This window comes from Bradyrhizobium sp. PSBB068 (assembly GCA_016839165.1).
Taxonomy (GTDB): Bacteria; Pseudomonadota; Alphaproteobacteria; order Rhizobiales; family Xanthobacteraceae; genus Bradyrhizobium.
The window spans coordinates 3,928,924-3,944,629 of the sequence record CP069300.1; the positions used below are offsets into that span (position 1 = coordinate 3,928,924).

Genomic DNA, 15,706 nt, shown 5'->3' on the forward strand with positions numbered 1-15,706 from the left:
AGGGCGCGGCAGGCGCTTATTTTGCGAGGACAACCCTCCCCAAAACGGATTGCCTCAAATCGGGCACGACCTTGCCAAAATCGTTACCGCTGTGCAACGCTACCTGTGGCCGAAAAGGCCGATATGGGCAGCTATTTGGAAGGAAAATCGGCGCCGTCCGGCCGAGAATTCTAGAAATGGCTGTAGGACAGCCGCTGCAACTTCAGTTCCCTGCCCTGCCCGTCGAGGAAGCTCGGTGGTGACGAACCGGCAATCAGGCCGCCGATGGCGGTCACCGTGACCTTGGCCTGGCGCGCCTCTCGCAGGAAAGCATCTGCGCGATCGCTCGGGACCGCGCACAAAAGTTCGTAGTCGTCGCCGCCGGCGATCAGGGTCTCGATCCCGATTGCCTTGCGTGCGAGCAGCCCCGCGGCCGCAGATGACAACGGGACGCTCGGCACGTTGATCACGGCCGTCACACCGCTGGCTGCGCAAAGCTTGGCCAGATCGCCGGCGAGACCGTCGGACACGTCCATCGCGGCGCTGGCGTGGGCACGGACGGCACGAGCAAGCGCGTTGCGCGGCTGCGGAACCCGGTAGCGGGCGGCAAGAAAATCCCGCCCGGCGGCATCGTCGGCCAACGCCGCCGCGACCGGACCTCCCTGAAGCACATCGAGACCCAGCGCGGCGTCGCCGATCGTGCCGGTGACGAACACGCGGTCGCCCGCCTGCGCGCCCGCGCGATGCACCATCGTGCCCTGCGGCAGCCGGCCGAACGCGGTGATCGAGATCATCAGCGGCCCCGGCGTGGAAACCGTATCGCCGCCAAGCAGCGGACAGCCAAAATCGGCAGCGTCCTCGCCAAGCGCCCGCGCGAACGGCTTCAGCCAGGCCTCATCGACCTTGCGCACGGCCAGCGTCAGCACGAAGCCGGCGGGCACAGCCCCCTTGGCCGCGATGTCGGACAGGTTCACCCGCAGCGCCTTGCGCGCCAGCGTGTCGGGCGGATCATCGGGGAGGAAATGCACGCCCTCGACGATGGCATCCGTGGTGACCACGATGTCCTCGCCGGCCGCCCTCAGCGCGGCGGCGTCGTCGTCGAGGCCGAACGCACCCGGATCGGTCGCCAGCGGCTTGAAATAGCGCGCAATCAGGGAGTCTTCGCCGGAGGGGCCGTCGTGACGCTCTGCCATGTCGTGCGCCTTACCCTCAGCTGTCATCGCCCGGCTTGACCGGGCGATCCGGTACGCCGCGGCAGCAGTTGTTGCCAATGACCGCCGCGGCGTACTGGATCGCCCGCATTCGCGGGTGATGACGGCGGAATACGTGGTTCAGCCCCGCACAAACTCGTCGCCGCGGAACTGGCGCGCGATCTGGTCGAGCACGGCGTTGACCATGCCGGTCTCGTCCTTCTCGACAAAGGCATGCGCGACGTCGACATATTCGGAAACCACCACGCGGCCCGGCACGTCCTTGCGATGCTCGAGCTCGTAGGATCCTGCCCGCAGCACCGCGCGCAGGATCGCGTCGATCCGCTTCAGCGGCCAACCCTTCGAGAGCGCCTCGTCGATCAGCGGATCGAGCTTAGCCTGGTCACGCACCACGCCGGAGACGACGTCGCGAAAGAACGCAGCTTCCGCCGGCAGGTATTTGTCGCCCTCGACCTCGTTGCCGAGCCAGTGGCTCTCGAACTCGGCGAAGATGTCGTTGATCCCGGCGCCGCCGATGTCCATCTGGTAGAGCGCCTGCACGGCGGCGAGCCGCGCCGCGCCGCGCCGGTTGGCCTTTCTTTCAGGGGCTTTGCCGGGTTTGTTGCTGTCAGCCATGGTCAGGCCTTTGCCAGACGGCGTTTGATCCGCAGCATCGCGATCGCGGCGCGAGCCGCGTCGCCGCCCTTGTTCAACTCGCTGGCGCGCGCCCGCGCCCAGGCCTGGGCCTCGGTGTTGACGGTGATGATGCCGTTGCCGAGCGGGAATTTCCGGCTGACGGCCAGATCCATCAATCCGCGCGAGGACTCCATCGAGACGATCTCGAAATGAATGGTGTCGCCGCGCACCACGCAGCCGAGCGCGATCGCCGCGTCATAGGGCTTGCCGTTCGCTTCAGCGGCATCGATCGCGATCGCGATCGCCGCCGGAATTTCCAGCGCGCCCGGCACCGTGATGACGTCGTGGCCGGCGCCGGCCGCCTTCAGCTCGGCCAGCGCGCCTTCCAGCAGCGCATCCTGGATGTCGTCGTAAAACCGGGCCTCGACGATCAGCACGCGTGCGCCTGTGATGTCGGTCTGGTCCTTCAGGGGTGCGCGCCGCGCGTCAGCCATTGCAATAACCAATCGGAACTTGGGGAGGATTTGTGCAGCGTTTTAGGCGCAGCAGGCGGTAAAGCCAAGGGCAATACTGGCCTGGATGGCACCGCGATCGGGGCGATTTTTCAGGTCGGCTTCGCCCGCAATGCATAGGCCATCCAGCCGGCAGTCGCCGGAGCCGAATTGGCACATAATGACGTCCGTCTCGGCCGCAATGTCGGATCGAGGCTATTTCATCTCCGACAGCCGCGCGGCGTAGCGGGCCATCAGGTCGACCTCGATATTGACCTCGCTACCGGCCTTCCAGCCGCTAAGCGTCGTGACGGACAGCGTATGCGGGATGATCAGCACCGAAAAAGTGACGTCGTCGACCGTGTTCACGGTCAGCGACACGCCGTCCAGCGTGACCGAGCCCTTCGCCGCGATGAAGCGCGCGAGCTCGCGGGTGGTGCGAAGCTCGAAGCGCGCCATGTCGGGCAGGTCGTCGCGCTTGACGATGGTGGCAATGCCGTCGGCATGCCCGGCCACGATGTGACCGCCGAGTTCGTCCCCGATCTTGAGCGCACGCTCGAGGTTGAGCTTGCCGCCCTGCCCCCAATGCCTGGCGGTGGTCATGCCGAGCGTCTCGGCCGCGGCATCGACGTCGAACCAGGTCTTGCCGTCTGACGTGCCGGAGGCGACCACCGTGAGGCAGACGCCGTTGCAGGCGATCGAGGCGCCGTCGGCGATCGTGGTCTGGTCGTAGTCGCAGGCGATCCGCAACCGATGCAGCTGCCCCTGCGCCACGGGCTTCAGGCTAACGATCTCACCGATGTCGGTGACAATTCCGGTAAACATTACGCACGCTCGTAGATATTGAGACTGTCTTTGCCGAGGGTTTCGCTAGCACGAAGCCGGAAAGCGGGCGACTGCGTGATTGCGGCGAGCGGCATTGCGTCCAGCGCGGGAACGCCGTCGGCGCCGATCGCATCGGGTCCGCGCAACAGCCAGATTTCATCGACAAGGCCCGCTGCCACGAAAGAATTTGCCACGCGAGACCCGCCCTCGACCAGGAGCCGCGTGATCCCCCTCTCCGCCAGCGCATGCAGGACGGCAGGCAGATCGAGCCCCGCCGGCGCACCGGTGGCAACGCGGATAACCTGCGCACCCGCGGCGCCGAGCTTCACCGCGGCAGGCGCCTCCGCCAGGTCTGATGTCATCACCCAGAGCGGCGTCTCGCGCGCGGAATGCACCATTCGGCTGTCGCCCGAGATCCGTAGCGCGCGATCCAGCACCACGCGGATCGGCGAGCGCGCCGCCATGCCCGGCAACCTGCAGGTCAAGAGCGGATCGTCGGCCTGCACCGTGCCGATGCCGACCAGGATCGCGTCACACTGCGCGCGCAACAGATGCACGCGGGTCCGCACGGCCTCGCCCGTGATTGCAACCGGCCTGTGACCGAGCGCCGCGATCTTGTCGTCGGCGGACACCGCGAGCTTGAGGATCACATGCGGGCGCTTGTCGGTGATGCGGCGGAAGTGTCCGGCGTGGTCGCGCGCGGCCTCCGCCGCGCACAGCCCGACATCGACCGCGATGCCGGCTGCGCGCAGCTTCGCATGTCCCTTGCCACCGACGTCCGGATTGGGGTCCTCGATCGCCGACACCACGCGGGCAAGCCCGGCTGCGACCACGGCATCCGCACAGGGCGGCGAACGGCCGAAATGCGAGCAGGGTTCTAGCGTGACATAGAGCGTGGCGCCACGGGCAGCGTCGCCGGCGCGCCGCAGCGCCTCGACCTCGGCATGCGGCCGGCCACCCGGCTGGGTCCAGCCGCGACCGACGATGACGCCATCCTTGACGATCACGGCGCCGACCGCCGGATTGGGCCAGGTGCGCCCGAGCCCGCGGCGGCCGAGCGCCAGCGCAAGCTGCATGAAGCGCAGATCGGCGGCTTTGGCCTCCTTGGATTTCTGCGCGAACTGGTCTTCGAGAATGCGAAAGATCATTTTCGCAACGTTGCGAGCCGCGGATCCTCTTCGCCGGTCAGCTCGTCGAGCACCGCCTCGAAGTCCTTGGCCTCGCGGAAATTGCGATAGACCGAGGCGAAGCGCACATAGGCAACGTCGTCGAGCTGGCGCAGATGCTCCATCACGATCTCGCCGATCGCCTCCGAAGAGACCTCGGCCTCGCCGCCGCTTTCGAGCTCGCGGACGATGGTGGACACCATCTTCTCCACCCGCTCGGACTCCACCGGGCGCTTGCGCAGCGAGATCTGCAGCGAGCGCACCAGCTTGTCGCGGTCGAACGGCACGCGGCGGCCGTTGCGCTTGATCACCGTGAGCTCGCGCAGCTGCACCCGCTCGAAAGTCGTGAAGCGGAAGTTGCAGGCCATGCACACGCGCCGCCTGCGGATCACAGCGGAGTCCTCGGTCGGACGCGAGTCCTTGACCTGCGTATCGAGAGAATTGCAGCTCGGGCAGCGCATCCGACGGGACCTTTATTTGCGCATGATCTATTCGGAAAACCGGTATCCACTTTTCCGGATCATGCGCTCCTTTACTTACTGGTAGATCGGGAAGCGATCGGTCAGCGCCTTGACGCGCTCCTTGATCGCGGCCTCGACCAGCGGCGCCTTGCCGTCCGGCGATTGCGCCAGCGCGTTCAGCACTTCGGCGATCATGCCGCCGACCTGCTTGAACTCGGCAACGCCGAAGCCGCGGGTGGTCGCGGCCGGCGTACCGAGACGCAGGCCCGAGGTCACGAACGGCTTTTCGGGATCGAACGGGATGCCGTTCTTGTTGCAAGTGATGGCGGCGCGCACCAGCGCCTTCTCGGAGATGTTGCCCTTCAACCCCTTCGGCCGGAGGTCGACCAGCATCAGATGGTTGTCGGTGCCGCCGGAGACGATGTCGAGGCCGTGGCTGCGCAGCGTCTCGGCCAGCGCCTTGGCGTTCTCGACCACGTTCTTGGCGTAGACCTTGAAGTCGGGCCGCAGCGCCTCGGCGAACGCCACCGCCTTGGCCGCGATCACGTGCATCAGCGGGCCGCCCTGCAGACCCGGGAAGATCGCCGAGTTCAGCTTCTTGGCGAGCGTCTCGTCATTGGTGAGGATCAGGCCGCCGCGCGGACCACGCAGCGACTTGTGCGTCGTGGTGGTGGTGACGTGGGCGTGCGGCACCGGCGAGGCATGCACGCCGCCGGCGACGAGGCCTGCGAAATGCGCCATGTCGACCAGGAGATACGCGCCGACCGAGTCGGCGATCTCGCGGAAGCGCTTGAAGTCCCAGGCACGCGAATAGGCCGAGCCGCCGGCGACGATCAGCTTCGGCTTGACCTGCTCGGCCTGCTTCTGGACTTCGTCCATGTCGATGATCTGGTCCTCGCGGCGCACAGTGTAGTGCGCGGCCTTGAACCATTTGCCGGACATATTGACCGGCGAGCCGTGGGTGAGATGGCCGCCGGCGGCGAGGTCGAGACCCATGAAGGTGTCGCCCGGCTGCAGCAGCGCCAGAAACACCGCCTGGTTCATCTGGCTGCCGGAGTTCGGCTGCACGTTGGCAAAGCCGGCGCCGAACAGCTTCTTGGCGCGCTCGATCGCGAGGTTCTCCGCGACGTCGACCCACTCGCAACCGCCATAGTACCGCGCGCCCGGATAACCTTCCGCGTATTTGTTGGTCATCACCGAGCCCTGCGCCTCCAGCACGGCGCGGCTGACGATGTTCTCGGAGGCGATCAGCTCGATCTCATGGCGCTGCCGGCCGAGCTCGCCCTTGATCGCGGCGGCGATCTCGGGATCGGCCTCGGCAAGGGTCGCCGTGAAGAAGGAATCGGGCGCGGAAGCGGTCTTGGAGGATGAGGTCATCGGCGAAATATCTCCAACGCCGCAAGCCTTTACTTTGGGTGCGGACGGTCACGAGTGGCGGTCGAAGCTGGTCTCAGAGGGTTATCACATCACCCCAAAATGGCCAAGCGCTTGCGGTCCCCGGCGGTCAATTATGCCAGATATGGTGGGGATGGCGGGGATTGCGACTCCTCCCGGCGCCCGGCCCGGTCGTCCCGATCCCGGTCGCCGCCGGTCCCGGTTCCAGCCGGCTGGCGCGGCAAGCCGCGACCGTCGAATGGACCGTGACCGGCCCCTTCCCGATCACACATGGGCGAGGCTGGAGGCATTCGTTGCCCCGCACTTCGCGAGAACAGAATCGCGCAACTTGCGACGCTCTCGATCGTCGCGCGTTCAATCGCGATGTATCGAGTCACGAGACGACGACACGCGCCACGAATTTTGAATCGTTCGATTCTTGAATCGTTCGACACTTGATCGATTCAAACGTCTCACGCGACGCGTGCAATTGCCCGTCGTACTCCGTTGTCGCTCAGTCACACCCGCGCGCTTTACGCACGGCTTCGATAGCTTCTAAGCGCGCGCGGGCTGTTTGCGAAAATCACCGTGATAACGACGCCGGAGAAAATTCTCTTCGGGGGCGTTGAATGACGGACGGATGGATTCGGCCGCAGCGGTTTGCTGCTTCGGCTTTGGTGATGCTTTCGGTTGCCAGTGCGGACGAGGTCTTTGCGCAGACGCAATTGCCGTCCGTGACGGTCGATGCGCCCCCGCACCGGCAAGCGGCGCGATCGCAGCAGCCTTCGCAGCGGACCACCCGCGCGCGGAGCGCCGCGCGCCGCGCCACGACCGCGCCAGTGGGAGCACAGCCACAAGCCGCGCAGCCAGCTGCCGGCGGAGGGGCCGGACACGAGCGCGCCAACGGTCCGGTCACCGGCTATCTGGCACGACAGAGTTCAACCGGCACCAAGACCAGCACGCCGATCGTCCAGACCCCGCAATCGGTGACAGTGATCAGCGCCGAACAGATCCGCGACCAGAAGATCGTCGGCAAGTTCGATGAGGTGCTGCGCTACACGCCGGGCGTGATCGGCGGCACCTATGGCGCCGATTTCCGCAACGACTGGTTCATGATCCGCGGCTTCCCCGCGCAGAACGAGTCGCTGTTCCTTGACGGCCTGCAGATGTTCTACACCTCCTATGCCAGCTGGAAGCTGCAACCCTTCAACCTCGAGCGCGTCGAGGTGCTGCGCGGTCCCTCCGGTATCCTGTATGGCGGCTCGGCGCCGGGCGGGCTCGTCAACGCGGTGAGCAAGCTGCCGTCAGCCGAGCCCATTCGCTACATCGAGACCGGCGTCAATAATTTCGGCAACGCCTATACCCAGTTCGACATCGGCGGCGCGACGGCACAGCCCGGCGGCGGGCAGGTGCAGTATCGCCTGGTCGGCCAAGCCCAGGGCGGCGGCACCCAGACCGACTACGTCTACGACAACAATTTCTTCTTCGCCCCGTCGGTGACCTGGCGGCCCGACGCCGACACCAGCCTCACCGTGTTCGGCATGGCCTCGCACAGCAATACGAGGGCCGAGAACTTCCTGCCCTATGTCGGCACCGTCACCAACGCGCCGTTCGGCAAAATTCCGACCAGCCTGTTCTCCGGCGATCCCGGTGTCGACCAGTTCCGCCGCGACCAGCAGATGGTCGGCTACCAGTTCCAGAAGAGCGTGACCGACAACATCGACTTCCGCCAGAACGCGCGCATGGCTCATGTCGATGTCTACTATGCCGGCCTCTACGGGCTCGGCTATGCGACGACGCCTGCTGCGGCCGACATCATGCGCGGCAATTTCTACACCCGCGGCATCGCCACCCAGCTCAACCTCGACAATCAGCTCGAATATCGCTTCGCGACCGGCGCGCTGCAGCACACCGCGCTGGTCGGCGTCGACCTGAAATATTACGGCATCGACGATCGCCAGGGCTTCGGCATGGGCACCAACCTCAACGCGCTCAATCCGGTCTACGGCAACAACACGCCATTCACCGGCGCGCTGTATCAGAACGCCTATCTCACCCAGGGCATGGCCGGGCTCTATCTGCAGGATCAGGTCAAGCTCGACCGCCTCACCGTCGTGCTGTCGGGTCGCCAGGACTTTGTCGATCTCACCAACAACAACCGGATCGGCGCCGATCAGGCCCGCGACGACAGCAAGTTCTCCGGACGCGTCGGCGCGATCTACAATTTCGACAGCGGCGTCGCGCCCTACGTCTCCTACATGACCGGCTACAATCCGGTGATCGGCACCACGGCCGCCGGCCAATTGCTGCTGCCGGAAACCTCCGAGCAGACCGAAATCGGCGTGAAGTACGAGCCGGTCGGACTCAATGCGCGGTTTGGCGTCGCTTATTTCGATCTCAAGCGCAAGAACGCCCTGACGACGGACCCGAACAATACGCTGTTCCAGACCCAGAACGGCGAGGTCACCTCGCGCGGTGTCGAGCTCGAGGCGGTCGCCAACATCACGCGCGATTTCAAGCTGGTGGCGAGCTACACCAATTACGAGCTGTTCGTCAGCAAGGATCTCAATCCCGCGCTGATCGGCACCGTGCCCACCAACGCGCCGCGGGAGCTCGCCTCGGTCTGGACCGACTACACCTTCCGCGAGGGCCCGCTCACCGGCTTCGGCTTCGGCGGCGGCGTGCGCTATGTCGGCTCATCGTTCGCCGATACCGCGAACACCGCGCGCGTTCCGGGGGTCGTGCTCGGCGACCTCGCTCTGCACTATGAATGGGACAACAATTGGCGCGCCGCGCTCAATGTCGTGAACGTCACCGACAAGATCTACGTCGCAAGCTGCGCCACGATCGGCTCCTGCTACTACGGTGATCGCCGGCGCATTACGGCGAGCCTCGCCTACAAATGGTGAGCACGCCGCAAGGCGTTCCGTTCACAAAACCATCATCGAGCCAGGGAGGCGGCGTTCAGTCGCCTCTCTGGTTTCACCGCGGCTTTTTGACCGCCGTCAGGGTGGTGTCAGCATGCCGCGCTAGGTTCGCGCCGCGGCAACGCTTTGCCGCGCCCAGACTGGCCCGCTCCGAAATGCGAGCCCCGGAGCGGGCCTTTTACATGCAAGGTCTCCGACGGATGCCGATCGGCGTCCTCTCACCATCGATAGCGCAGCCCGGCATAGAACGCCCTGCCCGTTCCCGGCTCGAACAGCGGTGACGCCGCATTGGCACGGTCGATGATGCTGGCGCTCGCGATATAGGCCTTGTTGGCGATATTGCGTGCCTCGACATAGCCCGACACCGGACCGCCATTGTCGAATCCCGCCTTGAAGCCCCAGATCGCGTAAGCCGACGTCATCAGCGTGTTGGCGCTGTCGACGAAATAGGCCTGCGGCACCCATTCCAGATTGGGTCCGGCATAAAGCCCGGTCGGATGCTTGTAGAGCAGCTCGGCCCGCACGAATTGGCGCGGCGCGCCCGGCAGCTGGTTGTTGCCGAACACCGGATCATTGTCGAAGCGGAAATCGTTCAGCGTATAGGCGATGTTGAGCCAGATCTTGTCCGGCGCCGCTCCGCTCACGAAGATGTCGCGGAAAATCGCCGCGCCCGCGCCGGCCTCGATCCCCTGGTGCACCGTCTTGTTGGCGTTGGTGACGTTGCAATTGCCGAACGCGCTGTAGAGACACAGCAGCTCGTTGTCGATCTCGGAGCGATAGAGCGTGACCTCCCAGGCGTAGTCCGGCCGCTTCATGCGGGTGCCGACCTCATAGGTCGTCGCGGTCTGCGGCTTGATCGAAAAGAACGGGATGTTCGGCAGGGACGGATTGAGGAAATTCGGGCTGACGCTCTCGCCGAAGCTCGGTACCTCCGCGCTGCGCGAGACGTTGCCGAACACCTGCCAGCTCGGATCGACCTGCCAGAGCAGGCCGGTCTTGGGGCTCCACAGGCTGAAACTGCTGCGGCCGTTGAGGTCGCCATTGGTCGAGAAGTTGACGTGCTGGTCGCGCACCGCGAACAGGTATTGCGTACCGGCGACGAAGGCGACGTTGGGCAGGAAGTAGAACGAATTCTCCGCGAATGCCGAATAGTTCTCCGGCGTCTGCCGCAATGACGACGTCTGCGCGCCCTTGAAGCCGCCGACATTGACGAATTGCTGGGCATCGATGGTGCCGTTGAGGATGTTGACGCCGGCGATCAACCGGTTGTGGAAGCCGCCGATGACGCGATCGTCGGTCAGCTTCGCGAAGCCGCCATAGTCCTTGTAGCGATAGTCGAGCCACTGGAAGATCGGATGCATCAAATGCCGGTCGACGCCGAAGGCTCCGAATTCGAGCTGGGTGTCGTCGAGGCGGATAGTCGTCTTGTTGGCGATCCGCACCGTGTCGATGTTGCGCTGCCAATCATTGGCGACATTGACGGCGGCCGCCGTGGTCGGTGACGTCAGCGCCGTCGTCCGGTCGACGCTGCCCGGGATGCGCTGGCGCACCTCGTTGGCGTTCAGGTAAAACCTCGTCTCGACGTCGGGCGAGATCTGGTAGCCGACATTGGCGCTGAGCTTGTTGCTCGAGCCGAAACTGTGATCGCGGAAGCCGTCGGAGGCCTGCGTGGACGCGGTGGCGAAGCCATCCCACGGCCCGTTCGCGCCGCCGGCATTGACCTGCAGCCGCCTGGTGTTGAAGGCGCCGAAGTCGAACGATGCGCCGTTCGGATTCGGATCGCGCCCGGTCGGCGTGACGAAATTGATCGCGCCGCCGAGTGAATTGGCGCCGAACTGCAGCGCGTTGCCGCCCTTGTAGACCTCGACATATTTATAGGCGGTCGGGTCGACCTCCTGGAAATCGCCGTAGCCGTCCGAAGTGTTGATCGGAATGCCGTCCATGTAGAGCTGGATGCCGCGCAGATGGAAATTGCGCGACAGGCCGGAGCCGCGGATCGACAGCCGCGTATCGTCGCCCCATTTCGGCTGCGCGAACACGCCAGGGACATAATCGAGGATGTCCTTGATCGTGTTGGCCACGGTGGAGTTGCGATAGGCCTCGGCCGGCACCAGCGCGACGCCGCCGGGCGTGTTGTTGATCTCCTTGAGCGCCTGCTGCGCCGACAGCACGGCGAGTGCGGCACGGGTGCCGCCGCCCTCCCCCGCGGCCGCTTGCGCCGGGGCGGCAGGACCGCGCGCGGCCCGCGCCGGCGCGCTACGCGCGGCGCGCCGCTGCGGACGCACCGATGCGTCGCGCCGTGGCCGGGGCGCGTCCACCGTGACGGACGGCAGCGTCGATTGCGATGTGGATTGAGCGTTGGCAGGCGAAATGAATGCTGCGGCAGCGCCGGCGAGCGCACAGGCGCGCAGCCGCGCGGATGCGGATGACATGACAGGACTCCGGATTTGATCTGACGAACGAAGGGGCGCCGAAGCGCCGGCGGTCAGGTCAGTGTCGGAGGCCCGCGGGATTGATGATCATAGGATCGGAAACGTGCGACGAACCGCACCTCGAATGCACGGACCGTCGTGAGCGCGATCGGCAGCCGCGCTCCAAACGCGAACGCCGGCGGCGGTAGCGCGCCGGTGACGTGATGACCGATGCACAGCGGACAGTGGATCGCGCCGCCGCGCCCGCTCTTGCCGGCGTCATCATGGGCCACGCCGGGATCGGCGCTGTTGATGCAGAGGATCTGGCCGGCTGCGGCGGCTGCAGGCGATATGCCGGCGACGAGCAGACTCGAGAGGATGACGTTGAGGACAAGCGCATAGGCCGCGACAAATGCCGCCGCCCTGCCCACACGCTGCCTGAGAACGAACCGCCTCATGTCATACCCCGCCTCACGCGTATCACAGCGCATCGGCGAGTCAAAACGCGGCGACGGCGGATTCAACCGATCGTGCGGGGGTGTTGCAGGCGGGCCATATGACCGATTGTCCCATCGGCCGCGGGACCGACGTCAGAATGCACTCCTGAACTGTGCGACATAGTCCGGGCTGCCATAGACCCACATCGGCTCGTCGCATCGTTGTGGGCCTACGTCATTCATGCAGGCCGCACTCCATGGCGGCGCCGCGATCTGACGACCGACGATCCCGTCACCTTGCAATCCGCCGCCGATTGTCAGCCCGCTGCCGACATGCGCGCGATCGCTGCCCTTGCCGGTTCGTTCGTGGGCAATGGCCTGGATCGCGAGCGTTGGCATCAGCAGGACCGCCGCCAGAAGGTATGTGGTCCTCATTGTTCAGCCGCCTTGATCGAGCCTCGCGCGGGCGAGGCATCTACGTTGCTGAACGGAAGACCGGGACTGCGGTCCGGATATTTCCGGATCACGCGAATGTTTGGCAGCGTCGAGCCGTGGCCTAATCCTCGTTGGCCTTGAACCGCCCGAGTCCCTTGAGAACGAACGGCGCGAGCAACGCGATCACCGCAATGCCGAGCAGCGTTGCCGACATCGGGCTTTGCAGCAGCACCATCGGATCGCCGAGGCTGATCGCGAGCGCGCGGCGCAGCTGGCTCTCGGCGATCGGTCCGAGGATCAATCCGATCACGACCGGCGCGATCGGGAAATCGAACCGCCGCATCAGAAAGCCCATCACGCCGAACGCCGCCAGCATCGACAATTCGACGACCGACGGCTTGGCCGCGATCGTGCCCATGGTCGCGAACACCAGGATGCCGGCATAGAGCCAGGGCTGCGGGATCGCGAGCAGCCGTACCCACAAGCCCACCAGCGGCAGGTTGAGCACCAGCAGCATGCCGTTGGCGATGAACAGGCTCGCGATCAGGCCCCACACCAGGTCCGGCCGCTCGGCGAACAGCAGCGGCCCCGGGTTGAGGCCGTATTGCTGGAAGCCCGCCAGCATCATCGCCGCGGTGGCCGAGGTCGGCAGCCCGAGCGTCAGCAGCGGCACCAGCGTGCCGGCGGCCGACGCATTGTTGGCGGCCTCCGGCCCCGCGACACCCTCGATCGCGCCCTTGCCGAACTCCTCCGGATGTTTGGTCAGCCGCCGCTCGGTGGAATAGGACAGGAAGGTCGGGATCTCGGCGCCGCCGGCCGGCAGCGCGCCGATCGGAAAGCCGAACAGCGTGCCGCGCAACCACGGCATCCACGACCGCCGCCAATCCTCGCGCGTCATCCACAACGAGCCGCGCACCGCCTCGAGCTTCTCCTCGGCATGATGGCGGCGCGAGGCGACATAGAGCGCCTCCCCCACCGCGAACAGGCCGACCGCAAGCGTCGTCACCTCGACGCCGTCGAGCAGTTCAGGGATGCCGAAGGCAAGCCGCGCCTGCCCGGTGAGCTTGTCGATGCCGACAAGGCCGAGCGTCAGTCCAATGAACAGGCTGGTCAGCCCGCGGACCGGCGAGTCGCCGAAGGTCGCCGACACCGTGACGAAGGCGACGCACATCAGCGCGAAATAATCCTCGGGCCCGAACCTGACGGCGAAGTCGACCAGCCATGGCGCGAGGAACGCGAGGCCGATGGTGGCAATGGTGCCGGCCACGAACGAGCCGATCGCCGAGGTCGCCAGCGCCGGGCCACCGCGGCCGGCCTTGGCCATCTTGTTGCCCTCGAGCGCGGTCGCCATCGAGGCGCTCTCGCCCGGGGTGTTGATCAGGATCGCGGTGGTCGATCCGCCATACATGCCGCCGTAGTAGATGCCGGCGAACATGATCAGCGAGCCGCCGGGATCGAGCTTGTAGGTCACCGGCAGCAGCAGCGCGACCGTCAGCGCCGGTCCGATGCCCGGCAACACGCCGACCGCGGTGCCCAGGAACACGCCGATCAGGGCGTAGAGCAGATTCATCGGCTGCATGGCGACCGCCATGCCATGCGCCAGCGCGGCGAACGTGTCCATCACAGCAGTCGCTCCAGCGGGCCGGCGGGAAGGCTCAGCGTCAACAGCTTGTCGAATGCCAGATAAATCAGTGTCGTGATCACGAGCGCGATCACCGTGTCGGCCGCGACAGCGCGGCGGCCGAACGCGGCCGATGTGGTGACGAACAGCGCCGAGGTGGCGAGGATGAAGCCGCCACCGCAGCCGATGATGGCGATCAGCAGCGCAAGGCCGCAGATGATCAGCCACACCGGCTTCGGATCCATGCTCTCCCGCGCCGGCAATGTGCCGCGCAGCGCATCGATCAGATTGCCGACCGCCAGGATGACGAGACCGATCGCGATGACGACCGGCATCGCCTCCGGCCCCATGCCGTACATCGTGGTGGACGGCAGCTTGCTTGCATCCCACACCAGCACGGCTGCGAGCACAGCCAGCGCGGCCGCAATCACGACGCCGGCGCGGTCGATGCGCCGGCTGGCTTGCTCGGGAGCGCTGTCCGATGTCATGACTTGACGAGGCCGACCGACTTCAGCACCTCGGTGACACGCGCGATCTCCGTCTTCAGGAAATCGGCGAAGGCATCGCCGCCAAGATAGGCGTCATCCCAGCCCTTCTGCTTCAGGATCTCCTTCCAGGCGTCGGACTTCACCATCTTCTCGACGGCGTCGCTCAGCACCTTGCGCTGCTCCGGCGAGATGCCGGGAGGTGCGACCACCGAGCGCCAGTTCGCGAGCACGAGATCGATGCCCTGCTCCTTGAAGGTCGGGATGTCGACGCCGGGCAGGCGCTGCGCCGAGGTCAGGCCGAGCGCGCGCAGCTTGCCGGCCTTGATCTGGCCCTCGTATTCGCTGAGACCGGAAATGCCGGCCGTGACCTTACCGCCGAGAATCGCGGCAAGCGACTCACCGCCGCCGGAGAACGGAATGTAGTTGATCTTCTTGGCATCGGCGCCGACCGTGCCCGCGAACAGCGCCGCCATCACATGATCGACGCCGCCGGCCGAGCCGCCCGCAAAGGTCACCTTGGCGATGTCGGCCTTGACCGCCGCGGCGAGATCCTGCGCCGTCTTCAGCGGCGAATTGGCCGGCACCACGATGACCTGAATCTCCTCGGTGAGGCGTGCGATCGGCGTCACCTGGTCCAGCGTCACCGGCGACTTGTTCATGGCGAGCGCGCCCACCATGACGAAGCCGTTGACCATCATCTGGCTGCCGTCGCCCTTGGCGCCGTTGACGAATTGCGCGATGCCGACGCTGCCGCCAGCGCCGGGAACGTTGGTGACCTGGACGCTGCGCGCGACACCGGCCGCGACCAGCGCCTGCTGCATCGAACGCGCGGTCTGATCCCAGCCGCCGCCGGGCGCAGCCGGCGCCATCAGCTTGAGCTCGAGCTGCTGCGCGGAGGCCGCACCACCTACCCCGACAAGCAGCGCGACGACCGCGCCGAACAGGCGCATGCGGGACGAGATCATGGGGCTTCCTCCTGGATTTTGGAGAGGCAGCCGATTGATCATTGGCCGCATCCGGTCACGTGGCGCAAGCGTCAACCGGGAAGCGAACCTCCTAAAGGAATCGCTCGACGGTGCGAGGTCTGGTCGCCCTTAGCGACCATTCGCCACAGATTTCGGCAAGACGGACGACGCGCGAGCGCGCGCGCAAATTGTCGCACCTTGGTGGCAAGCGCACCTCCGCTCGATTGCCAGCGGTTCAGCTTTACCAATGGTGAGAGATGTCTGCGCGGACCGGGCAGTCCGAGACCTTGTCCGCGCCAT

General features: G+C 65.9%; 14 protein-coding genes. 1 reads left to right on the forward strand and 13 read right to left on the reverse strand.

The features are described 5' to 3' along the window. Window positions 1–170: 170 nt before the first annotated feature. The 7 genes from thiL to JQ507_18215 all read right to left on the reverse strand — a co-directional run bounded on the left by thiL (window position 171) and on the right by JQ507_18215 (window position 6,125). A complete protein-coding gene (gene thiL / locus JQ507_18185) occupies window positions 171–1,172 on the reverse strand; it encodes a thiamine-phosphate kinase (GenBank protein ID QRI66948.1) in 1,002 nt (333 codons plus the stop codon). A gap of 138 nt (window positions 1,173–1,310) precedes the next feature. Further along, window positions 1,311–1,805: a transcription antitermination factor NusB gene (gene nusB, locus JQ507_18190; GenBank protein ID QRI66949.1), complete on the reverse strand. Its 495-nt coding sequence runs from the start codon at window positions 1,803–1,805 to the stop codon at window positions 1,311–1,313. 2 nt (window positions 1,806–1,807) lie between these two features. Continuing rightward, entirely contained in the window at window positions 1,808–2,299 is a 492-nt protein-coding gene (locus JQ507_18195; protein QRI66950.1) for a 6,7-dimethyl-8-ribityllumazine synthase, read from the reverse strand. A gap of 213 nt (window positions 2,300–2,512) precedes the next feature. Continuing rightward, on the reverse strand, window positions 2,513–3,121 hold the full coding sequence (locus tag JQ507_18200; GenBank protein ID QRI66951.1) for a riboflavin synthase: 609 nt from the start codon (window positions 3,119–3,121) through the stop codon (window positions 2,513–2,515). Beyond that, the gene (gene ribD / locus JQ507_18205; protein QRI66952.1) at window positions 3,121–4,269 is read right to left on the reverse strand and encodes a bifunctional diaminohydroxyphosphoribosylaminopyrimidine deaminase/5-amino-6-(5-phosphoribosylamino)uracil reductase RibD; all 1,149 of its coding nucleotides are present in this window, start codon (window positions 4,267–4,269) and stop codon (window positions 3,121–3,123) included. Before ribD ends, JQ507_18200 begins: the two co-directional genes overlap by 1 nt. After that, window positions 4,266–4,748 carry a transcriptional repressor NrdR gene (gene nrdR / locus JQ507_18210; protein QRI66953.1) on the reverse strand — a complete coding sequence of 161 codons (483 nt, stop codon included), beginning with the start codon at window positions 4,746–4,748 and terminating at the stop codon, window positions 4,266–4,268. The genes ribD and nrdR overlap by 4 nt, the downstream gene beginning before the upstream one ends. Before the next feature lie 75 nt (window positions 4,749–4,823). Next, on the reverse strand, window positions 4,824–6,125 hold the full coding sequence (locus JQ507_18215) for a serine hydroxymethyltransferase (GenBank protein ID QRI66954.1): 1,302 nt from the start codon (window positions 6,123–6,125) through the stop codon (window positions 4,824–4,826). A gap of 626 nt (window positions 6,126–6,751) precedes the next feature. Between JQ507_18215 and JQ507_18220 the strand changes: the two genes are divergently transcribed. Further along, on the forward strand, window positions 6,752–9,031 hold the full coding sequence (locus JQ507_18220; GenBank protein ID QRI66955.1) for a TonB-dependent siderophore receptor: 2,280 nt from the start codon (window positions 6,752–6,754) through the stop codon (window positions 9,029–9,031). Window positions 9,032–9,267: 236 nt separating this feature from the next. Here JQ507_18220 and JQ507_18225 read toward each other — a convergent pair whose 3' ends face one another. From JQ507_18225 to JQ507_18250, 6 genes are all read right to left on the reverse strand, one after another. After that, window positions 9,268–11,481, reverse strand: coding sequence for a TonB-dependent receptor (locus JQ507_18225; GenBank protein ID QRI66956.1), 2,214 nt, complete (start codon window positions 11,479–11,481; stop codon window positions 9,268–9,270). A gap of 53 nt (window positions 11,482–11,534) precedes the next feature. Beyond that, window positions 11,535–11,918 carry a DUF2946 domain-containing protein gene (locus JQ507_18230; protein ID QRI66957.1) on the reverse strand — a complete coding sequence of 128 codons (384 nt, stop codon included), beginning with the start codon at window positions 11,916–11,918 and terminating at the stop codon, window positions 11,535–11,537. A 132-nt stretch (window positions 11,919–12,050) separates the two neighbouring features. Further along, complete coding sequence (locus tag JQ507_18235) at window positions 12,051–12,332, reverse strand: hypothetical protein (GenBank protein ID QRI66958.1); 282 nt, start codon at window positions 12,330–12,332, stop codon at window positions 12,051–12,053. 121 nt (window positions 12,333–12,453) lie between these two features. Beyond that, complete coding sequence (locus tag JQ507_18240; protein QRI66959.1) at window positions 12,454–13,953, reverse strand: tripartite tricarboxylate transporter permease; 1,500 nt, start codon at window positions 13,951–13,953, stop codon at window positions 12,454–12,456. Continuing rightward, on the reverse strand, window positions 13,953–14,441 hold the full coding sequence (locus tag JQ507_18245; protein ID QRI66960.1) for a tripartite tricarboxylate transporter TctB family protein: 489 nt from the start codon (window positions 14,439–14,441) through the stop codon (window positions 13,953–13,955). The genes JQ507_18240 and JQ507_18245 overlap by 1 nt, the downstream gene beginning before the upstream one ends. After that, the gene (locus JQ507_18250; GenBank protein QRI73399.1) at window positions 14,438–15,391 is read right to left on the reverse strand and encodes a tripartite tricarboxylate transporter substrate binding protein; all 954 of its coding nucleotides are present in this window, start codon (window positions 15,389–15,391) and stop codon (window positions 14,438–14,440) included. Before JQ507_18250 ends, JQ507_18245 begins: the two co-directional genes overlap by 4 nt. Between the last annotated feature and the right edge of the window lie 315 nt (window positions 15,392–15,706).

Bases quoted from the DNA above. Each gene is read 5' to 3' on its own strand.
- thiL (QRI66948.1), bottom strand. From the start codon at position 1,172: ATGGCAGAGCGTCACGACGGCCCCTCCGGCGAAGACTCCCTGATTGCG.
- nusB (QRI66949.1), bottom strand. From the start codon at position 1,805: ATGGCTGACAGCAACAAACCCGGCAAAGCCCCTGAAAGAAAGGCCAAC.
- JQ507_18195 (QRI66950.1), bottom strand. From the start codon at position 2,299: ATGGCTGACGCGCGGCGCGCACCCCTGAAGGACCAGACCGACATCACA.
- JQ507_18200 (QRI66951.1), bottom strand. From the start codon at position 3,121: ATGTTTACCGGAATTGTCACCGACATCGGTGAGATCGTTAGCCTGAAG.
- ribD (QRI66952.1), bottom strand. From the start codon at position 4,269: ATGATCTTTCGCATTCTCGAAGACCAGTTCGCGCAGAAATCCAAGGAG.
- nrdR (QRI66953.1), bottom strand. From the start codon at position 4,748: ATGCGCTGCCCGAGCTGCAATTCTCTCGATACGCAGGTCAAGGACTCG.
- JQ507_18215 (QRI66954.1), bottom strand. From the start codon at position 6,125: ATGACCTCATCCTCCAAGACCGCTTCCGCGCCCGATTCCTTCTTCACG.
- JQ507_18220 (QRI66955.1), top strand. From the start codon at position 6,752: ATGACGGACGGATGGATTCGGCCGCAGCGGTTTGCTGCTTCGGCTTTG.
- JQ507_18225 (QRI66956.1), bottom strand. From the start codon at position 11,481: ATGTCATCCGCATCCGCGCGGCTGCGCGCCTGTGCGCTCGCCGGCGCT.
- JQ507_18230 (QRI66957.1), bottom strand. From the start codon at position 11,918: ATGAGGCGGTTCGTTCTCAGGCAGCGTGTGGGCAGGGCGGCGGCATTT.
- JQ507_18235 (QRI66958.1), bottom strand. From the start codon at position 12,332: ATGAGGACCACATACCTTCTGGCGGCGGTCCTGCTGATGCCAACGCTC.
- JQ507_18240 (QRI66959.1), bottom strand. From the start codon at position 13,953: ATGGACACGTTCGCCGCGCTGGCGCATGGCATGGCGGTCGCCATGCAG.
- JQ507_18245 (QRI66960.1), bottom strand. From the start codon at position 14,441: ATGACATCGGACAGCGCTCCCGAGCAAGCCAGCCGGCGCATCGACCGC.
- JQ507_18250 (QRI73399.1), bottom strand. From the start codon at position 15,391: ATGCGCCTGTTCGGCGCGGTCGTCGCGCTGCTTGTCGGGGTAGGTGGT.